General features: G+C 71.1%; 16 protein-coding genes. 8 read left to right on the top strand and 8 right to left on the bottom strand.

Annotated elements, in window-relative coordinates:
* Positions 1-23: 23 nt before the first annotated feature.
* A complete protein-coding gene (locus tag AB0L56_RS16835) occupies positions 24-806 on the top strand; it encodes an SDR family oxidoreductase (protein ID WP_365424055.1) in 783 nt (260 codons plus the stop codon).
* A gap of 314 nt (positions 807-1,120) precedes the next feature.
* On the opposite strand, the gene AB0L56_RS16830 is transcribed toward AB0L56_RS16835, so the two are convergent.
* Entirely contained in the window at positions 1,121-1,489 is a 369-nt protein-coding gene (locus tag AB0L56_RS16830; protein WP_365424166.1) for a hypothetical protein, read from the bottom strand.
* Between the two features lie 11 nt (positions 1,490-1,500).
* Positions 1,501-1,758, bottom strand: coding sequence for a hypothetical protein (locus AB0L56_RS16825; RefSeq protein ID WP_361036042.1), 258 nt, complete (start codon positions 1,756-1,758; stop codon positions 1,501-1,503).
* 296 nt (positions 1,759-2,054) lie between these two features.
* Between AB0L56_RS16825 and AB0L56_RS16820 the strand changes: the two genes are divergently transcribed.
* Positions 2,055-2,312, top strand: coding sequence for a hypothetical protein (locus AB0L56_RS16820; protein WP_365424052.1), 258 nt, complete (start codon positions 2,055-2,057; stop codon positions 2,310-2,312).
* A 398-nt stretch (positions 2,313-2,710) separates the two neighbouring features.
* Here the strand turns inward: AB0L56_RS16820 and AB0L56_RS16815 are convergent, their stop codons facing one another.
* A complete protein-coding gene (locus tag AB0L56_RS16815) occupies positions 2,711-3,442 on the bottom strand; it encodes a hypothetical protein (protein WP_361036049.1) in 732 nt (243 codons plus the stop codon).
* Between the two features lie 218 nt (positions 3,443-3,660).
* Between AB0L56_RS16815 and AB0L56_RS16810 the strand changes: the two genes are divergently transcribed.
* The 4 genes from AB0L56_RS16810 (at position 3,661) to fxsT (ending at position 11,986) form a co-directional block, all read left to right on the top strand.
* Positions 3,661-4,758, top strand: coding sequence for a trypsin-like peptidase domain-containing protein (locus AB0L56_RS16810; RefSeq protein WP_365424049.1), 1,098 nt, complete (start codon positions 3,661-3,663; stop codon positions 4,756-4,758).
* A complete protein-coding gene (locus AB0L56_RS16805; protein ID WP_365424047.1) occupies positions 4,751-6,268 on the top strand; it encodes a hypothetical protein in 1,518 nt (505 codons plus the stop codon). The genes AB0L56_RS16810 and AB0L56_RS16805 overlap by 8 nt, the downstream gene beginning before the upstream one ends.
* 121 nt (positions 6,269-6,389) lie before the next feature.
* Positions 6,390-7,532: a MoxR family ATPase gene (locus AB0L56_RS16800; protein WP_365424044.1), complete on the top strand. Its 1,143-nt coding sequence runs from the start codon at positions 6,390-6,392 to the stop codon at positions 7,530-7,532.
* Positions 7,529-11,986, top strand: coding sequence for an FxSxx-COOH system tetratricopeptide repeat protein (gene fxsT, locus AB0L56_RS16795; RefSeq protein ID WP_365424041.1), 4,458 nt, complete (start codon positions 7,529-7,531; stop codon positions 11,984-11,986). The genes AB0L56_RS16800 and fxsT overlap by 4 nt, the downstream gene beginning before the upstream one ends.
* A gap of 60 nt (positions 11,987-12,046) precedes the next feature.
* Here the strand turns inward: fxsT and AB0L56_RS16790 are convergent, their stop codons facing one another.
* Both AB0L56_RS16790 and AB0L56_RS16785 read right to left on the bottom strand, forming a co-directional pair.
* Positions 12,047-13,867, bottom strand: a complete 1,821-nt coding sequence (locus tag AB0L56_RS16790; RefSeq protein WP_365424038.1) for an HEXXH motif domain-containing protein — start codon at positions 13,865-13,867, stop codon at positions 12,047-12,049.
* A gap of 61 nt (positions 13,868-13,928) precedes the next feature.
* Entirely contained in the window at positions 13,929-14,069 is a 141-nt protein-coding gene (locus tag AB0L56_RS16785) for a hypothetical protein (protein WP_190162227.1), read from the bottom strand.
* Between the two features lie 288 nt (positions 14,070-14,357).
* On the opposite strand from AB0L56_RS16785, the gene AB0L56_RS16780 reads away from it, so the two are divergent.
* Positions 14,358-14,693: a CU044_2847 family protein gene (locus tag AB0L56_RS16780; protein ID WP_365424035.1), complete on the top strand. Its 336-nt coding sequence runs from the start codon at positions 14,358-14,360 to the stop codon at positions 14,691-14,693.
* Between the two features lie 372 nt (positions 14,694-15,065).
* Here AB0L56_RS16780 and AB0L56_RS16775 read toward each other — a convergent pair whose 3' ends face one another.
* The 3 genes from AB0L56_RS16775 to AB0L56_RS16765 all read right to left on the bottom strand — a co-directional run bounded on the left by AB0L56_RS16775 (position 15,066) and on the right by AB0L56_RS16765 (position 16,840).
* Entirely contained in the window at positions 15,066-15,278 is a 213-nt protein-coding gene (locus AB0L56_RS16775) for a DUF397 domain-containing protein (RefSeq protein ID WP_361036071.1), read from the bottom strand.
* Positions 15,275-16,147 (bottom strand): helix-turn-helix transcriptional regulator, encoded by an 873-nt coding sequence (locus AB0L56_RS16770; protein WP_365424031.1) that lies wholly within the window; start codon positions 16,145-16,147, stop codon positions 15,275-15,277. Before AB0L56_RS16770 ends, AB0L56_RS16775 begins: the two co-directional genes overlap by 4 nt.
* Before the next feature lie 228 nt (positions 16,148-16,375).
* The gene (locus AB0L56_RS16765; protein WP_365424028.1) at positions 16,376-16,840 is read right to left on the bottom strand and encodes a hypothetical protein; all 465 of its coding nucleotides are present in this window, start codon (positions 16,838-16,840) and stop codon (positions 16,376-16,378) included.
* Positions 16,841-17,085: 245 nt separating this feature from the next.
* Here AB0L56_RS16765 and AB0L56_RS16760 point away from each other — a divergent pair, with 245 nt between their 5' ends.
* Positions 17,086-18,225, top strand: coding sequence for a DUF262 domain-containing protein (locus AB0L56_RS16760; RefSeq protein WP_365424025.1), 1,140 nt, complete (start codon positions 17,086-17,088; stop codon positions 18,223-18,225).
* The last annotated feature ends 100 nt before the right edge of the window (positions 18,226-18,325 follow it).

Raw genomic sequence — 18,325 nt, 5'->3', positions numbered from 1 at the left:
ACCCTCCCGTACGCTGCGGGGCCATGAACGCCAAGGAAACGGACGGACGGGCAGGGGTCGCGGTGGTGACCGGGGCGGGTTCCGGCATCGGGCGCGCGGTGGCGGTGGAACTGCTGTGCGCGGGCTGGTCGGTGGCGCTGGCGGGACGCCGCGAGGAGACGCTGGAGGAGACCGCGGCCCTCGCCGCGCGCGAGTCCGGCGGAGGCGGATCGCTCGCCGTGCGGACGGACGTGTCACGTCCCGAGGACGTGAGCGCGCTGTTCGCGGCGACGGTCGGGCGCTTCGGCCGCGTGGATCTGCTGTTCAACAACGCGGGCACGTTCGGTCCCGGCGGGGTGCCGGTGGAGGAACTGCCCTACGAGGCCTGGCGGCACGTGGTGGACACCAACCTGAACGGGGCGTTCCTGTGCGCGCAGGCGGCGTACCGGCGGATGAAGGAGCAGGATCCGCAGGGCGGCCGGATCATCAACAACGGCTCCGTCTCGGCGCACGCCCCGCGCCCTTACTCGGTCGCCTACACCGCCACCAAGCACGCGCTGACGGGCCTCACCAAGTCGCTGTCGCTGGACGGGCGGCCGTACCGGATCGCGGTGGGCCAGATCGACATCGGCAACGCGGCGACCGACATGACCCGGCGTATGGAGACCGGCGCGCTCCAGGCGAACGGCGAGACCGTGCCCGAGCCGGTGATGGATGTCGCGGACGTGGCCCGCACGGTGCGGCACATGGCGGAGCTGCCGCTGGAGGCGAATGTGCAGTTCGCGACGGTCCTGGCGACGGCGATGCCGTACGTGGGCCGGGGCTGAGGGCGGGCGTACCGGCCGCACGGACGCGGACCTTCCACAAGCAGACTTTCAACGTCCGCCCCGTTGCGGCCGGTAGAGGACTTATGCTCAACTCTCCTACACCAAAGCTTCACACTTGGAGCAGAGGTCTTCCGCAGGCCATGTCCAGGGGGATGCGGCAGCCGTTCCACGCCATCGGGTGGGGGGTGGACCCGCACGGGACCGCGGGTACGCACCGGTGGGTGGAACGGCTGCCGCACGAAACGTGGGAACCGCTCGGAGTCGTCGTCGCCCATCGGGTCCGTGGGCAAGGCGCTCCGTGTGGATGCGAGCGGTCAGGGGCCGAGGTCGATGACGCGTACGGACTGCCCCTTCCACGTTTCAGGTGCGGTTGTGGCGATGACCGCCCCGTTCGGCCGCTCCGCCGTCGGCTCGGCGGCGTACCTGGTGTGGGCCGGGGCCCAGGAGGTCTCACGGGCCACGGCGAGCGCGGCGGGCAGATCCAGTTCCATGACGGTGATGCCAGGGAGCGCGGCAAGGTGCTCCGCCGTGCCCGGCCGCACGCGGTCGGCCGAGACCAGGGCGCAGGCAGGGGCGTAGAGGAACCAGCCCGCCTCGGCGTGGGCACGATGGATCAGCCGGGAGGCGAGCGCGTTGCCCTTACCGGCCGCGACCATCGCGGTGTCGTCGAGGACGATGTGCAGAGGTTCGGCCGTCACCTGGCGCCTGCCTCACTCAACCGCCGGTCCAGCTCCGCGTCGAGAGCCGCCCGTTCGCCCGCGCTCGGGTCGTAGCCGTTCCACTCACGCAGGGCGGCGCGGGCCTGCTCGGCCCTCTCCGCACGCTCCTCGGGGGTGAGCAGCGTCTCAGCGAGGTGCGAGAGGTAGCCCCGCAGGGACATGCCTTCGGAGGAAGCTATCCGGGCGAGCCTGTCTCGGGCCTCGGCGGGGATGCGGACGTTGGCGTCGGACATGATGCCTCCTTCGGACTGGGCCACTGGAGTACGGGTACGGGTACGTACCCGCCCAGCGCCCGCGATCAAGACCAACCGTCCGGTCGCGACGCGGTCCGCTGTACGCGACGCGGTCCGCTGTACGTGACGTGCCGGCGCGAGTACGTGGCGTGCGGCGTAACGGCGTCCCCGGCGGGCGCGTTGGGCCGGAGAAGGCGGTGGTCGATTCTTCCTGCTCGGGACCACCCCCCTCAATTTGAACGCGTTCAAATCACTGGATACCCTTGGGCGCAGACGACCTCGAGCAAGGAGCCCTCATGGCCACCGGATCCGCGGACAGCCCGGCAACCCTCTACGGCCACGTCTCCCTCGCCCTCGGAGCGGCCGCGCTGGCCGCCGCCGTGTTCGCCGGCCTCCTCGGCATCGCGTTCCCCCTGCTCTTCGGCAGCCTGGCCGTCACCTTCGCGCTGCTCGGGCTCGGCCGAGGGCTCAACCGGACCCAGTGCGTCGTCGGCCTGACCACGGGGTCCCTGGGCCTGATCTACCCGGTCCTCCTGGTCGCGGCCTGGGGATGACGTGGCGGAGCCCGGGAGTCGTATCCAGCTCCCGGGCCCCTGGGGATGCCACCCAATTGCGCACGCCGGTGGCGTTTAAGAGGACGGATCAGTCATCAAGCCGTCGTGTTCTTCCTTTGAACTACCGCACCGTGAGAGAGGTGCAGACGAGATTCGAACTCGCATCCGATGGCGTTGTCCGTCCCCGGTCGATCCGGCGATCGGCGGCAATGCTGAGACTGGAGCGAGAGTCTGAGATTGACCGCGGCCGCCGTCTTGGCGAGCCGCGCTTTCAGGCTGAACTTCAGTTTCAGCTTGCGCTCCTGGCACGAACCGGGTCCTCATTCCGGGCGTGCCCCGTAGCGCACCCCCGCGCTCGCACGCGGGGGCGTTCTCGGTCGCGGTACCCGCGTCCGGCATCAGCCGAACAGGTACCCGAACACCGCGTCCCCGACCCGCTGGTCGGTGACCTCGGCACTGTTGGCCTCCTCGCGGGCGAACTTCACCGCCTGCTGGAGCTTCTCGACCCGCTCGACGAGCTCGTTGACCCGCCGCGCGGGGAGCGCTCCGGAGAACTTCACGGTCGTCCAGTACCCGATGGGCACGTCCTCGTAGTACACCTCGACCTGGGCCGGGTGCTTGTCGGTCGCCTCCGCCTTGACGTGGTTGCGCGGGACCTTCTTGGTACGGATGGTCCGCACCGGGTCCGTCTTCCACCAGTCCGTGGACGGGTCGTGGGACCAGGACTCGGCGGCGTCGAGGGTGGGGAGCTTCTTGACGAAGGTGTGCAGATCGGTGAGCTGCTTCTCCAGAAAGAGCAGATGACCGACCGGCACATCGGCCACGACGGTCCGCCCGTCGACCGTGACGTCCGCCCGGGCCGTGCAGTTCGCCCAGTCCTTGGTCGCCGTCACGTCGAACAGCCGCGTCAGCGAGGCAGCCATCTCCCGCAGCACGTCCTCGGCCTGCACCTGCACCCGCGTGGACTCCGGCGGCAGCTGCTCGCCCTCCTCGTCCTTGGGCTGGTAGGTGCGCGAGATGCCGGACAGCAGCGCGGGCTTCTGCACCTTGTGGTGCGCGGCGGTGATGTCCTGGAGCGACTTGCTCTTGACACCCTTCTCGACAGCGATGATCTGATTCAGCTTCGCCATGTGGCTCCCCCTTCGAACACCAGGGAACCTACCTGTCCGGGGCCCGGACGTCCGCCGAATTTTCCCGCCCGCCGCCCACCCTCACCGGTGGCCGTTGACCTCCAACGGTTCCGCGTGGGTACGGTACCCACGCATCGGGGAACGCCTTAACCTGACAGACCCGGGCAATGGGGCGACACGGCGCACTGCCCGGCGTACGCGTGAGGGGGCACGTGGACATGGCAGGAGAAGGACCGGGGTTCTCGGACCCGCCCGCCCGCGGGGCGGGCCGGGCGCCGTGGCGGATGCGGGTACTGGTCGGCCCGGACACCGCGGAGGCGGGAGAGTTACCGGAGCTGCGGCCGGTCGGCGGGAGCATCGTCGCCGATCCGTCAAGACCGGGGACCGGCACCGTTCCCCGGCAGCTGACCGGGCCGGCCCGGACCGCCGTCGCGGGCGCCGCCGTACTGCTCACCGACCGGCTCGCCGTCACCTGCGCCCATGTCGTGGAGAGCGCGCTGAGGTGCCGTCGGCTGGAGGAAGCCCCGGAGGGTGCCTTCCCGGTGGACTTCCCGGCGTCTCCCGGACACCGCGTGACCGCCCGCGTGGCCCCGGGCGGCTGGTTCCGGCACCCGCCCGCCGGGGACCTGGCCGTACTGGCGCTGGACGGCGCACCGCCCCCGGGCGCCGGCCCGACGCCCGTCACGGAGGGCCCGGCCTGTGACGGCGCCGCGGTCCTCGTGTACGGTCACCCCGCGACCGTGCCCGACGGAGTGTGGGCGCGGGCCAGGACGGTGGCCGTCGGCGGCACGCATCCGGGCTGGATGCAGCTCGAGGGCGACGACGGCCGGGGGGCCCGGATCGAACGCGGATTCAGTGGCGCGGGAGTGTGGGACGAGGCCCGGGGCCAGGTCGTCGGCGTGGTGGCGTCCGTGCTGCACGCGGTCGGACCGGCCCCTACGCGCGTCGCGTGGATGATCCCCCTCGGGCTGCTCTCCGGCACCCCCTTCATGCCACCGCCCCCGGCCGGTGCGGCCGGCCCCGTGTCCGTGGACGCCTGGGACCTCGTCGACACGCTCATGACCACCGGGTCCGCCGCCGCCGACGCCCGCCGCCTGCTGTCCGTACTGCCCGTCGGCATCTCCGGCACGGTGCCCCGTGACGACGTACCGCGGTTGCAGCTGTTCCACCTGGTGCGCCGATGCGGTGACTATCCGGACGGACCCGCCGAGCTGGTGCGTGCCGTGCGCAAGCTCGAGGGCGACTCCGTCACCGCACGGGACTTCGCCCGGGCGGCACACGCTCTCTGGCCGGACCGGTTGGGCGGCGATGCCTGACATGTTGGAACGCGCCTGGTGGAGCCCGGGTGCGGGTGACCCCGTCTCCCGCACCGAACGTGCCGCACAGCTCGTCGACGCGCTCATGAAGGTGCCCGTGCTGGACACCGTGCGCTCGCGCCGGCTGTGCGTCGAAACCGCCCTGGAGCGCCTGGGACAACGGCTCTCCGTGGCGGAGTTCGACGAGAAGAAGCCCCATCTGGTCGAGATGGTGAAGGTCTTCGGAGGTGTTCCCGAGGGCTGGCGGGAACTGACGGGTGCGGTGCGGTTCCTGGCCCACTACGACCTGCCCTCGGAGCAGGCGGCCGCCCTGGCCGGCGGCCCCGCCCCACACCTGGGCGACTCCAAGCAGCGGCGCGAACTCGCCTTGCTCCTGGCCGGTCTTGACCGGCAGAACGTCCCCGAGCTGGAGCGGATCTTCGCCTTCGCCGCCGGGGACGGCTTCGGACCGCTGCCCGCCAGCGTGCGCACGGCCTGGGAGGCGTACGAGCTGCTGGAGAACTGCAATGTGCCGCCCGACGGCGTCGCCCGGAGCGTGCGCTTCGTGCAGGAAGTGGCCTACGTCGTCGGCCCCGAGCTCGGTGACGCGCTGCGCCAGTGGCTCAGCCGGGACGTGCGCGCCTCGGTGGACGAGGGCGTGGAGGCCATGCGTCTGCTGGACAACGTCCGTCGCACCAGCGGTCGTTGGCGGGACGCGGCAGACGGGACGGCCTATCTCGTGGTCCGGCTGCATCCGTGCGAGGACTCCACCGAGCAGGTGTGGCTCACCTGCTGGACCAGTACGGGAGGCACCTGGGAGCCGCGTCAGCGCGACGACCGGAGGCTGTCGCTGAGCGACGTGCCGGCCCGGGTGGCCGCCTTGGTCGACCAGGAGGAGGCACGGCTGCGGCATCACCGGGGAGGCGTCGTTCTCGAGTTCATCCTTCCGGTGGACATGGTGAACACCCCCGTGGAGGAGTGGCCGCGCGCGGCTCCCTTCGGCTCGGTGGCGGAGGACGCGGCCTTCGCCGCGCCCTTCGGGATGGAGTACAAGGTCGTCATAAGAAGCCTGGAACGGATGGACGCCCTGCATCTCCACCGCGTCTGGAACGAGCGCTGGCAAGTGCTCACCGGTGGCGGCGGGGCGAGCGTGCACCGCTGCGAGCACGGCGACGGCACCCAACGGCGGCGGCTGTACACGAAGTTGAAGCAAGACCCGTCCATCGCACTGATGACCCTCGGCTCACCGCCCGACGACGAGGCGGGCCGCCGAGAGCTGGTGCTGGGGTTGCAGGTGGGCCTGCCCGTACTGCTGTGGGCGCACGAGGGGGCGCTCAGCGACCGGGAGCACGCCGTGGTGCACACACTGTCCGACGCGGGCGGCTGGGATGCCCTACTCGACCATGTGACGCGCTTGCACTTCTCTCCCGGAACACGGGACGATGGGTTCGAGGGTGCCATGCGCTCTCGCATAGCTGTGCTGTGGGACGATCCGAGCCGCCTCCCCGAGGTCCCGGAATCGGCGGGTTGAGCTGCCCGCTCGTCCGGGCGTGCGTCAACTCGCGGCGGAGCGAGGGGCGTTGGACGGGAGGTGGCTCGGTCGTACGGATGTGCACCGCTCCGCGCACGACTGAGGTTTGGGGGGACGGTCGATGGCCGACAGGGGTCTGCACGATCCGGCAGCGGCCGACGGCACCGTCGTCGATCCCGGTGCCTGGCACATCTACCGGGGCACGGGGCGGCCACGCGAGGGCACACCGGGAATCGACCTGCTGCCGCCTCCCCCGCCGTGGCGGCGTTTCTCAGGCGGACCGCTCGTCGAGGAGCCGGCGCCGCAGGACGAGGCGGAATTCACCCGACGGCTGGGACCGGCCGACGGACCTGTGCCGCGCACCGCCTCCGTGCAGGAGAAGGACCTGGTCAACGCCGCGCTGATGCTGCGCCGCCCGTTGATCGTCGCGGGCCCGCCCGGCATCGGGAAGTCCAGCCTCGCCCATTGCGTCAGCCGTGAGCTGGGCCTTGGCCGAGTGCTGCGATGGAACATCACCAGCCGCAGCACCCTCAAGGAAGGCCTCTACTCCTACGACGCCATCGGCCGGGTGCAGGAGGCCGCCGCCCGCGGAGCCCTGCTGGGTCCCGCCGTGGGGGCGTTATCCGGTGAGGCTGCCGGGAAACCGCCTGCCGAGCCCGGCTCCGACGGACTGCACAACATCGGCGACTACATCCAACTCGGGCCACTGGGAACGGCATTACTCCCCCGCGTCGTACCGCGGGTGCTGCTGATCGACGAAATCGACAAGGCCGACGTGGATCTCGTGGGCGACCTCCTGAGCGTGTTCGAGGAGGGCGAGTACCGGATTCCCGAACTGGCCCGCATGCGCGCCCGGATGCCGGACGCCGAAGTGCACACCGACGATCCGGACGGCACGGCGTTCGTCCACCACGGGCTGGTGCGTTGTGCGGCGTTCCCCGTCGTCGTGATCACCAGCAACGGCGAGCGGGTCCTGCCGCCGGCCTTTCTGCGCCGTTGTCTCTACCTCGAACTCCCCCCGCCGGACGCGGACCAGCTCGCGGCGGTGCTCTCTGCCCATCTGGCCGACGGGGACGACGAGCACCGGGCCGTCATGATCCGGGACTTCCTGGCCCGCTCTCGCACGGGCGGCACACTCGCCGCCGACCAGTTGCTGAGTTCGGAGTTCCTCCGCACCACCCCGTCCGGCCCCGGCCGGCATTCCTGGAACGAGCTGCTGCACGCCCTGTGGCGGCGGCTCGACGGGGCAGGGACTGGAGGATGAGCCACACGCCCTTCCAAGGCGGCGGGGCGCGTGACGGTGTCAGGCCGGGTGCCGCTTCGCGGTCCGGGCTGCGCGCCGGCCAGGATCGTACGACGCCGCTCTGGGACGAGGCCGGGGACGTCGTCTGGCTGGCGATGCAGCGCGAGAGGCTGATCCTCCGGGCCGCCGCGGCACCCCCGCCCGGGCCGCCGGCGACGGAGACCGGGCCGGTCCACTCCCCGCCCACCGACGACACATGCTCGCCCAGGCCGGCCCCGGCGCCGAACCCCGGCCCTGCTCCACGGGAGACCGCCCGCCCCGACGGCCACGACCCGTCCGACGACCCCGGCCCCGCGCCCGCTCCCGTGGGGAGCACCGCGGAGCCCTACGGCACCTCCCTCCGGCCCGATCCCGGTTCCGCCGGCCGGCCGACGGAGCGGCTGGAGAGTCTGCTGGTGGAGCTGGGCAGAAAACTGGCCCTCGACGGTTCCCGGTCCATCGAGAAGTCGGTGCTGCCCCTCAAACAGCGGGTCGGCTCGCTGCACCGACAGGAGCTGGACGAGGAGCTCACCGCCGAGACCGCCGCCGAGCAGGGAGTCTGGCTGCCGTTGCAGCATCCCGCCGAGGAACGCTGGCTGACGCTGACGCTGCTGGTCGACTCCGGAGAGTCGATGCGGCTGTGGGCGCCGACCGCCGAGCGGCTCCAGGAGACACTGCACGGCTCGGGCGCGTTCCGCGACGTCCGTCTGCTCCACTGGCCGACCGGACCGCGGTCCGCCGACCCAGGGCCCCCAGGCGACGGACGCCACGTGTTGCTGGTCCTCACCGATCTCCAGGCCGCCCGCTGGGCCGACGGCAACGCCCACCGCGCACTCGCCCGGTGGGCCCGCGCGGCTCCCACGGCGATCGTGCACGTCCTGCCCAGCCATGTGTGGGCCCGCACCGGCAGCCGCACCCACCGGCTCCGGATCACCGCGCCAGGTCCGGCAGCCGCCAACGCCACCTGGTCCACCCGCCACGACGACCTCGCCCTGGGCCCCGCCGACTTCCCGGACGGCCCGACGGACGGTCTCACGGACGGCTTCACGCCGGGACCGGGGCCCGGCGCTCCCGGGCAGGGCATCGCCGTACCGGTGGTGACGCTGACGGCCGAAGGGCTGGGCCGCTGGGCACGCTTCACCGCGGGCGAAGTAACCGGCGCGTGGGCCACCCGGGCCCTGTGGGTGTCCCCGACGGCCGGCGGCCCGCCCCTGGCGGCACGGCAGGACCCGGCGCACCTCATCGCACCGCCCGAGGTGGCGGCCCGCACCCTGCGGGCGCAGCTGTCCCCCACCGCCTACCGCCTGGCCCGGCTGTGCGCGGCGCTGCCGCTGCTGAACCTCGCGGTGCTGCGAATGGTGCAGGCCCGGCTGCTGCCCGAGGCGCGCACCTGGCACGTGGCCGAGCTGCTGCTCTCCGGCATCCTGCGGCGGGTCCCCGGCGATCCCGAGACACCGGCCCTGGCCCGGTCCGAGCTGGAGCTGGGAACCGAACTGCGCAGGGAACTGCTGTCCGAGGGGACCAAGGGGGAGACGGCATGGGCGATGACTCTCATGTTCGATTCCCTGGCCGCCGCGGTGCAGGGCCCGTTGGGCCAAACCTTCGGTCAGCTTGGGGGAATCGTCCGCGATCCGAGTCGCGCTTCCCGTTTTCCCATGGAAGCTTTACCGCCATGGATTTCCTCTGTTTTACCTGCATTCGCGGCCATGTCCGGCCCCTACGCGACGGCCTTGCACGAGCTCAGTCGCCGCCTTTCCGCAGCCGCTGAGCACTCCTCCCCATCACTCGCCGAGGTGTCCGAGAACTCGGAGAACGCAACCTCCGACGACAACAACGCCCCGTTGGTGGTGGCGGCCGATGTACCGGATCCCGAAGAAGAGAGGAACGCCGAAGTGACCGCCTTGCAGTCCGCCGACGTCGGGCAAAGGAGTGACGGGCTGCAGAAGCCGCCACCCGTCTGGGGCAATGTCCCTCCCCGAAACAGGGCCTTCACCGGCCGTGTCCAGCTCCTCGAGGATCTCCACCGCAGGTTGCAGGAGGGCACCACGGCAGTGCTGCCCGAAGCACTGCAGGGAATGGGCGGCGTCGGCAAATCCCAGCTGGCGGTCGAGTACGTTTATCGCCACCTCCACGAGTATCAGGTCATCTGGTGGATCCCCTCCGAGCAACCGCAACAGATCCGCCAGTTCCTGGTGATGCTGGCCGCCCGGCTCGGAGTGAGCGTCGGCAGCGGGGAGGCGAACAGTGCCGTTCCCGCGGTGATAGAAGCACTGCGTATCGGCGAACCCTACAAGAACTGGCTTCTTGTCTTCGACAACGCAGAAAATCCCGAGGCCGTGCGCGAATTCTTTCCGACAAACGGGCCGGGCCGTATTCTTGTCACCTCTCGCAATGCCCAGTGGGCCGCCTCGGCGCGCCCGCTGGAGGTCGATGTCTTCACCCGCGAGGAGAGCAGGGCACTGCTGCAACTGCGTGCCCCCACACTGGACGACGAGACAGCGGACCGGCTCGCCGAGACACTGGGCGACCTGCCCCTGGGCATCGAACAGGCGGCCGTGTGGCTGTCCGAGACCGGTATGCCCGCGGACGAGTACCTCCGCCTGTTCGAGCAACAGGCCAACGAGCTGATGAACAGCGACCCTCCGGCCGACTACCCGCTGACCGTGGCCGCCGCCTGGAACGTGTCGCTGGAACGGCTGCGCCGCAATCACCCCGCGGCCCTCCAGCTCCTGCAGGTGTGCGCGTTCTTCGCCCCCGAGCCGATCTCCCGGCGGCTGCTGACCGGCGTACGGGACGCCCCCGTACCGGCGGAACTGAGCGCGGCCCTCAGCGACCCGATCAAACTGGGCCGGGCGATGCGCGAGATCAACCGCTACGCGCTGGCCCGCATCAACCACAACACCAACACGGTCCAACTGCACCGCTTGGTCCAGCGGGTGCTCATCAACCAGATGTCGGATCCGCTGAAACGGCAGATGCGCGAGGGCGCCCACCGGCTGCTCGCCAAGGGCGACCCGGACGAGCCGGAAGCCTCGCACCAGTGGCAGCAGTACGGCGATCTGCTGCCGCACGTCCTGCACAGCGGCGCCGTCGAGTCGACCGACCCCTGGGTGCGCCAACTCGTCCTCAACGAGGTGCAGTACATGTTCTCGTGGGGCGACCACCAGGGCTGCGCCGATCTGGCGAAGCTGACCTACGACACCTGGCGGGCGCAGGATGGGGAGAACGCCGAGCACGTCTTCGCCGCCGCCAAGCCGTACGCCGACGCGCTGCGCATCCTGGGCCGCTACTCGGAGGCGTATGAACTGGACCAGCGGACCCTGTCCGGCATGACGGAGGTACTCGGTCCCGAGCACGAGTCCACCCTCGAGGTCACCAGCATGCTCGCCTGGGACCTGCGTCTGCGCGGTGACTTCTCCCGGGCCTTGGAGCTCGACAAGCACGTCTTCGACACCTGCACCCGGCTGTTCGGGCCGAACGACGTGACCACGCTCGTGGCGGCGCACCGGCACGCGCTCAACCTGCGGTTCATCGGCGAGCTGGGCGAGGCGCTCGCACTGGACCGGGAGACGTACCGCCGCAGAGTGGAGGAGTTCGGCGAGAACTCCCTGAACACCTTGTCCACCATGGCGGCCGTCGCCCTCGACCTCCAGGAGGGCGGGCAGTACCTGGCCGCCCGCGACCAGGCGCGGGACGTGGCGGACCGCTACCAGTACAACTACGGCGAGGCCCACCCGCACACCATGGCCGCGCTGCGCCTGCTGTCGGTGACCGAGCGCCGGGCCGGCAACCACTCCCGGGCACTGGAACTGTCCGGCCGTGCCCTCAACCTGTTCCGGACCCGGTACGGCGACAAGTACCCGCTGACCGTCTCCACCCTGGTCGCCCATGCCATCGACGTACGGCAGAGCGGTGACCTGGACCGGGCGCTGCTGCTCGGGCAGCAGGGGTACGAAGGGTTCGAGGCGCTGCTCGGCCACGACCACCCGCACACCGTCGCTGGGCGCGTCAACCAGGCGATCTGCCTGCGGCTGTCCGGCCAGGTCGAGGCGGCGCACGCGATCAACACGCAGGCGCGGCAGCGTCTGGTGGAGACACTGGGCGAGGACCACCCCAACGCGCTCGCCTGCTCCTCCAACCTCGCCGTCGACCTGTACGAACTGGGCGAGGTCCAGGCGTCGGTGGACCTCGCGCGGCGCAGCCTGGAACAGGGACGGGCCCGCTTCGGCACCGACCACGACCACCCGGTCGTGCTGGCCATCGCCCTCAACCTTGCGCTCGGCCTGCGGCAGTTGGGCCGGCATGAGGAGGCGGAGGAGCTCTACACCGACACCCTCACCCGCTACCGGACGTCCCTGGGCGAGGACCACCCGGCCTGCCTGGCGGCGGAGGAGAGCCGCACCGCCAACTGCGACATCGACCCGCTGCAGATCTGACACCGGGGCCGGCACCGGGGTCGCGCGCGTGCGGTTCCGGTGCCGGGCGTCCGGCGGGCGTCACTCACTCAGCCAGGTGCACAGCTTCACCGGATCCACCGGGGAGGCACCGTCCGTGTGGAGTTCCAGCGCGAGGGCGCGGACCAGTTCCGGCCTGCCCAGCAGACAGGGCGTCGCGGCGGTGGCGTCCGCCGCCCGCAGGGCCAGCGCCAGCCCCGCCCAGGCGGCGTGCGCGCCCGGGTCACCGGCCAGGACCGCCTGGTACCCGCGCAGCGCGCCGGCGGTGTCCCCGCCGATGAGACCACAGTCGGCGGCCAGCAGGTCGGCACGTCGGTCGTGGTCCGTGCGCGCCGCCTTCAGGGAGCCGTCGGCGAGGAGCACCCGGCGCAGTTCACCGCGCGGCTCACGCCCGCCGCCGGACGCCTGCGGCACCGGCTCCGGGGCGCCGCCGACCCCCCGCGCCGACAGACCCGACCGCCACCGCTCCGCCAGCTCGCGGACCTCGTCCGGACGGGCGCGCACATGGTGCAGCCGCCAGGTGATGCGCAGGTCGGCGCTCTCCTCCCGGGCCAGCGCGAGCGGGTACGACGGCACCCGCTCCCGGGCCCAGGGAGCGGTCCAGGAGGCGAGCCGGTCGACGAAGCGGCGGCCCCAGTCGGTCAGCCGCGCCTGGGGACCAGGGGCGCTCAGGGAACGCAGTGCCTGCGCGACCGCGTCCCGCCACACCGCGAACTCGAAGTGGGCGAGATCGGCGCGGCGTCCGCTCAGCGCGTGCCGTTCGACCCGCCAGAAGTCGGCGACCCCGGCGAAGGCGTACACCCCGTGCACCAGACCCGGGGTGGGCCGCGGATCGCTGCGCCAGGGCGCGTACAGCAGCGGTTCGCCCGGCTCCCGCCCGTCCGGATCCGGCCGCCGGAACAGCCCGACCTGGTGGACGAGGCTGTTGAGGACGGAGTGCCGGGCCTCGTGCACCAGTGTCGCCGCGAGTTCGGCCGCGTCGTGCGGCTCGGACAGGACGACACCGCCGACGGACTCCGAGTACGAGGCGCTCTCGGCGCGGAAGCGGGGCATGCGGGGCAGCGGCGCGAGGGTGCGCAGCGAGGAGGACAGCAGTCCGGCGGCACCGGAATGGCGTGCGGCCAGCACCTGCCCGGCCTCGGCGAACAGCCTCCGCCACGTTTCCTCCTCGGCGCCGGCCAGGGATCCGCGCGTGGGGTGGAGCTCCCGGAAGTCCCGGTACGGGTCACAGTCGTCGAGAGCGAGGGTGTGCGGCCCCCCGTCACCTCCCGGATCCCAGACGAGCGTGCGCACGGGGTGCCAGCGCTCACCGGGCAGCCCTGGCTCCCCGGGCAGCCGCAGTACGCGCGTACCGAGTGTCAGGGTGGCCCCCGCGCCCGGGGCCGTTTCGAGTACGGCGGTGGCGTACTCCATGTGCGGGCCGGGGAACTCGGCCCGTCCCAGGGTGGGCAGGCACACCGTGCCTGCGTAGGCCGGCACCCGCACGAGGGCACCCACTCCGGCGCGTACGGCCGCGGCGCCCGCCAACGTGTGCAGATACCCCGTGTCCTGCCACAGAGGCCGCCCGCCGGGCGCGTCGGCCGCCCCTTCCGAACGGAGCCGGGCCAGCAGACCAACCGCCCACACCCCGACCGCGGGATGCGTGAGGATCTCCGACACGACCCGGGCGTCGGCGGCCTCCGCGCGCAGCAGCAGCGCGACCGCGTCGGTGACGGGCGGCAGCGGCCCGGGATCCCCGGCGGCGACGACCGCCGCAGTTACCCCGCGCAGCATCAGCATCCGCCGACTGCGCTCGCCGAGGCTCAGCCGCCCGGCCGTCCCCTCTCCCACGCGTCCGGCCGCCACGGCGTCGAGATCGGCCACCGGAAGGCGATGCCGTGATGTACCGCCGACCTGTCTCGATGTCGTCCCGGACATCGAGCGCTCAGTCCTCGGGGGCGTCGCACCGCGCAGGGGAGAACGGGCTGGGGTACGGGCCGCCGGCGCTCTGTCCTGCCGCTTCCCTGGCGAGCTCCGCGAGCAGTGCCTCCTGTGCCTTGGCTATGGGATCGCCGGACAGGGCCATTGCCTCCCGAAGACCACAACCGCTGAGATCGACAAGTCCGCTCTCTATGTCGGTCGTAGAAGTCCTCACGTCAGGCTTCCCCCTGTCGGCTCCTGCTGGTGACCCGGCGCGTGCGGACGCACCTCTTCCCATAGTGGCGGGCCCGCAGCCATGCCGAAAGGGCTCCTGGTGGCCACGAAGGCCGGAATCTTTCGATCAGCCCCGCCGTACGGCCGCCGGTGTTCCCGCCGGTCCCCCTGATCGCTACGGTGGGGCCCTGTCCGGCCGGACGGCCGAGGGGGAGGCAGCATGCTGGTCAGATTCGACCTGGACGACGACGATTTCGTCATCGCGGACATCACGGTGAACGAGGGTACGGTCGTGGACGCCGCCACCCCGTCCGACCTGGTGGCCCGCGCCACCGGCTCCTTCACCACGGCCCTGGAACAGGTGCGCAGCGCCGCCGCCCTCACCGTCCACCGCATGCGCGACCTCCCCCAGCGCCCCGACGAGGTCACCGTAGAGTTCGGCATCCAGCTGGACGCGGAGGTGGGCGCGGTACTGGCCCGGACGGGGGCGCAGGGGCATCTGCAGGTGCAGCTGACGTGGCGGAACGACAAGGGCCCGGACGAACCCACGGGATGAGCGCCCGCGACCGCCGGAAACCCTTGACCTGCACATCTGCCCCGGTGAGAGTGGTACGCGGGCGCGCCGCACGTAGGGCACAGTGGAGCCGTACAACAGCGTCGGCGGAACCACGGCGGCGACAGCAGGCAAGGCACCCCTCGCGCCGTGAAGCCCTGAGAAGAGACGGGACATGACGCGGACCGGGAGGCCGAGATGCGGGCCGCGCACGCGCACTTCCAGGCGCGGCTGGACGCCGAGGTCGCCGCAGGCCGCTGGACACCGCCCGAGCCAGTGACCGTGGACGCCTGACCGCCACACCACCCCGGACACACCTGTGCCCTGTGGCTCCTCCCCTCGGAGCCACAGGGCACAGCAGCAAAGCGGCGATGCTCAGCCGATCCGGTCGGCGGTGAACCCGACGAACGCGGCCCACGTCTCCGAACCGACCGCCAGACCAGGACGGTTCGTGTCCTTCGAGTCCCGCACGTGCACGGTGTGCGGGCCGGTGGCCACCTCCACGCACGCACCGCCCTCTTCGCTGCTGTAGGTGCTCTTGCGCCAGGCCAGGTGAAGGTCAGGCAACGCTCTGTAGCGGGCGTTCATAGCTCTCCCAGCAGATTCTCAATGTATGTCAGCGACTCTTGGGGGCTGAGAGCTTGAGCGCGAAGAGTGCCGTACTTCGTCTCCAGTCCTCGGACGAGGTGCTGCTCTGCGTGGACGTGACTCACGTTCTGCACCTCGACGTACGCGATCCTGCGCCCCTCCTGAGTATCGAACAGCATGAAGGGACCAGCAAGGCCAGCGTTCTGCTCCCGGCTCAACGGCAGGATCTGGAGTTCAACCGTGCGTTTCTGGCCGACAAGGAGCAGTTGCTCCAACTGTCCACGCAGTACGCCGTGCCCTCCGATCGGTCTCCGAAGTACCGACTCATCCATGATGAAGCTGACCAAGGGCGTCGGCCGCCTACCGAAGATCCGTTGTCTCGCCAGACGCGCAGACACCCTCTGCTCGATGGCTTCGTCCTCCAAGGGCGGACGCATGGTGGAGAACACCGCCCGCGCGTATTCCTCGGTCTGCAACAGCCCGTTCACGACCTGTGCGTCATAGGCGGACAACGCCAGGGCCTCTGATTCCAGCCGAGCCGCGTCCCGGAAGAACGCGGGATACTGCGCCCGAGCGACCTCCTCCTTCATCTCCTGGAGCACCCCGCCCGCGTCCAGCAGTTCGTCTGCCACGTCGATGAACCTCGGCGGAGGAATCCGCCGCCCCAACTCGTAGGACGCGATGGTGGACGGCGAGTATCCCGTCCGCGCGCCGACCTCCGACCGCTCCAGCCCCGCCCGCAACCGGAACCGCTTCATCTGCCGCCCGAACACCCGAAGGATCCCCATCCCCGGCTCAGACGAAGCCGCCTCCGGCTCCTCCTCCCCAGCCGCCGTCGTCTCCTCCGGCTCCCGCACCGTCTCGCTCATCGCCCGCACACCTCCGCCACCCGTCGACCGGTCCGCCCAACTCCCCCGCCTCACCGGAGGACACGGCCCGCACCGCGTACACGCGCCGCCGGAACGCGTACAACGCTCCCGGTCCGTCACCCGGCGTCAACGCTAGGACTCGCCGCACAGAGGAACCGGTGAACGACCACGGTTCACCAGATCGAGTACGCGCAGGCCCCTCGGCGGCCGTCGCCGAAGCGCGGCGGCTCAGCCCGGACCCGGCTCGCCCCGTAGAGTCCGGACGATTTCCTGGAGCTCCTCCGAATACCAGGAGAGACGGAGGTCCAACTGTCCGCGAATGGCAGGGCTCGACCGGTACATGGACCGCACCAGCGTCCTCCACGCGGCCCGGTTGCCCGGACTCAGGTTGTGGGACTGCTCCACGAGTTCCTGGAAGTAGATGCAGTAGAGCTCGGCGAGTGAGGCGATCCTGCTGGTGTCCGGGTGATCGGGCGGAACCGGGACGTCGCCGAAGAAGAAGGGCCGCAGGTGCGGGTGCTCGACGAGGACCAGTTTGATCTGGACCCCGATGTCGTAGGTCGCGCGACGGGCCGACGACCTGATTCCCTCCGCGAGGTGCCGCAGTTGCACGATCACCGCGGCGAGGCCCACAACCGCGGCCGTACTCGCGACCACCGCGGCGAGCGCCTCCGCCCTGTCCGTCCAGTGCACTGCGCACCCCCCTACGGCTCGCACCTGCGCTTTCGACGTCCTCTCCCCGGAAGCAGAGTACTTCGCGGCCCCTGACCTGTCCCGGGCGTTCCCGAGGCACACGGCGGGCGCACCGGCGCACGTGCGTGCTCCCCCCTCCGCCTCCCCTCCCCCGTTCCCATGCCGCAGGGCAGTGCGATCCGTCACGCATCGACTACTGTACGAGGGCGTTCGGCCCGTGCTCGGCATCGCAGAGGGGGCACGTCATGGTCGGCAGCGCGTCCGCGCCACCACCCGGCCCGCAGAGGTCCCCGGAGCCGGAAGTCCCCGAGGGACCGGCGCTCCAACCCGCGGAACCCGCCGTCGAGTTCACCGACACCAGCATCAGCACGGGCATCGAGGCCGAGGACATGGGCGAGGCCGGCCGGATGCCCTTCGATCCCGAGCTCATCGACGTCGCCCCCCGCAACCCCACGATCGACCTCGTCCTCCAGCGGCTGAAGCGCGGGCTCATCGACCTCCAGACGGACTTCCAGCGCCGTTCCGGCATCCGGAACGACACCGCGCAGAGCCGACTGATCGAGTCACTGCTGCTGCGGATCGCCCTGCCCACGCTCTACGTGGCGGAGGAGGCGGACGAATCCTGGTCCGTGGTCGACGGTGTACAGCGCCTCACCAGCATCGTGCGCTTCGTGAAGCCGGAAGCGGCCGGCCTGAAGCCGCTGCGGCTGGAGAACCTGGAGTACCTGACCCGGTACGACGGCGCCCGCTTCGACGACCTCCCCGGCAGGATGCAGACCCACATCCCGGAGAGCGAGCTCTCCGTGCTGCTGATCCGCAAGGGGACCCCGGAGGAGGCCAGGTTCAACATCTTCGCCCGGATCAACACGGGCGGCCTGCCCCTCTCTCAGCAGGAGTTGCGGCACGCCCTGATCCCGGGCCGGGCCCGCACGTTCCTGGCCAGACTGGCGGAGAGCGAGCAGTTCCTGGACGCCACGGCGCACAGCGTCTCCCCCGCGCGCATGGCGGAGCGTCGCGGACGCCAAGAGCGTCTACGACATCTGCCACTACCCCGAGGACCGCTCCCTCAGAGGCTTCACGAAGCCGGTCACCCGCATCACCGGCCTGCTGCGAAGCCTGGGCAAGATCCCGGAGTCGGCCGTCCAGGTCCTGAAGGCCGAATACAACGCGGGCCCCGGCCCCGCGTCCGGCTTCTCCGTCCACCCACTCCTCGTACCACTCGTCAACGAGCTGGGAGACGAGGACGAGCCGTGACCGACGACCTAGCATCGAACGGATGCGTAATCGGCCGGCGAAGCCGCGTGTTTACGCTCCGCGCCATGCCCCGTGCAGCAGCGCGGGAGATACGCTCTCCGAGCTTGCCGCTCCACCCGTCTTCCGTCTAGCTCTCACCCTGATCCCAGCGACCAGCGCAGCCCCCGCTTCACCCCCCAGCCACTCTGTGAGCAGGCTTCACACATCCCCCCTTCACCCCAGTTGTCCGGC

Origin of the sequence: Streptomyces sp. NPDC052079 (genome assembly GCF_040680275.1) — a bacterium.
Lineage (GTDB): Bacteria > Actinomycetota > Actinomycetes > Streptomycetales > Streptomycetaceae > Streptomyces.
This window is presented reverse-complemented; position numbering and strand designations above follow the sequence as displayed.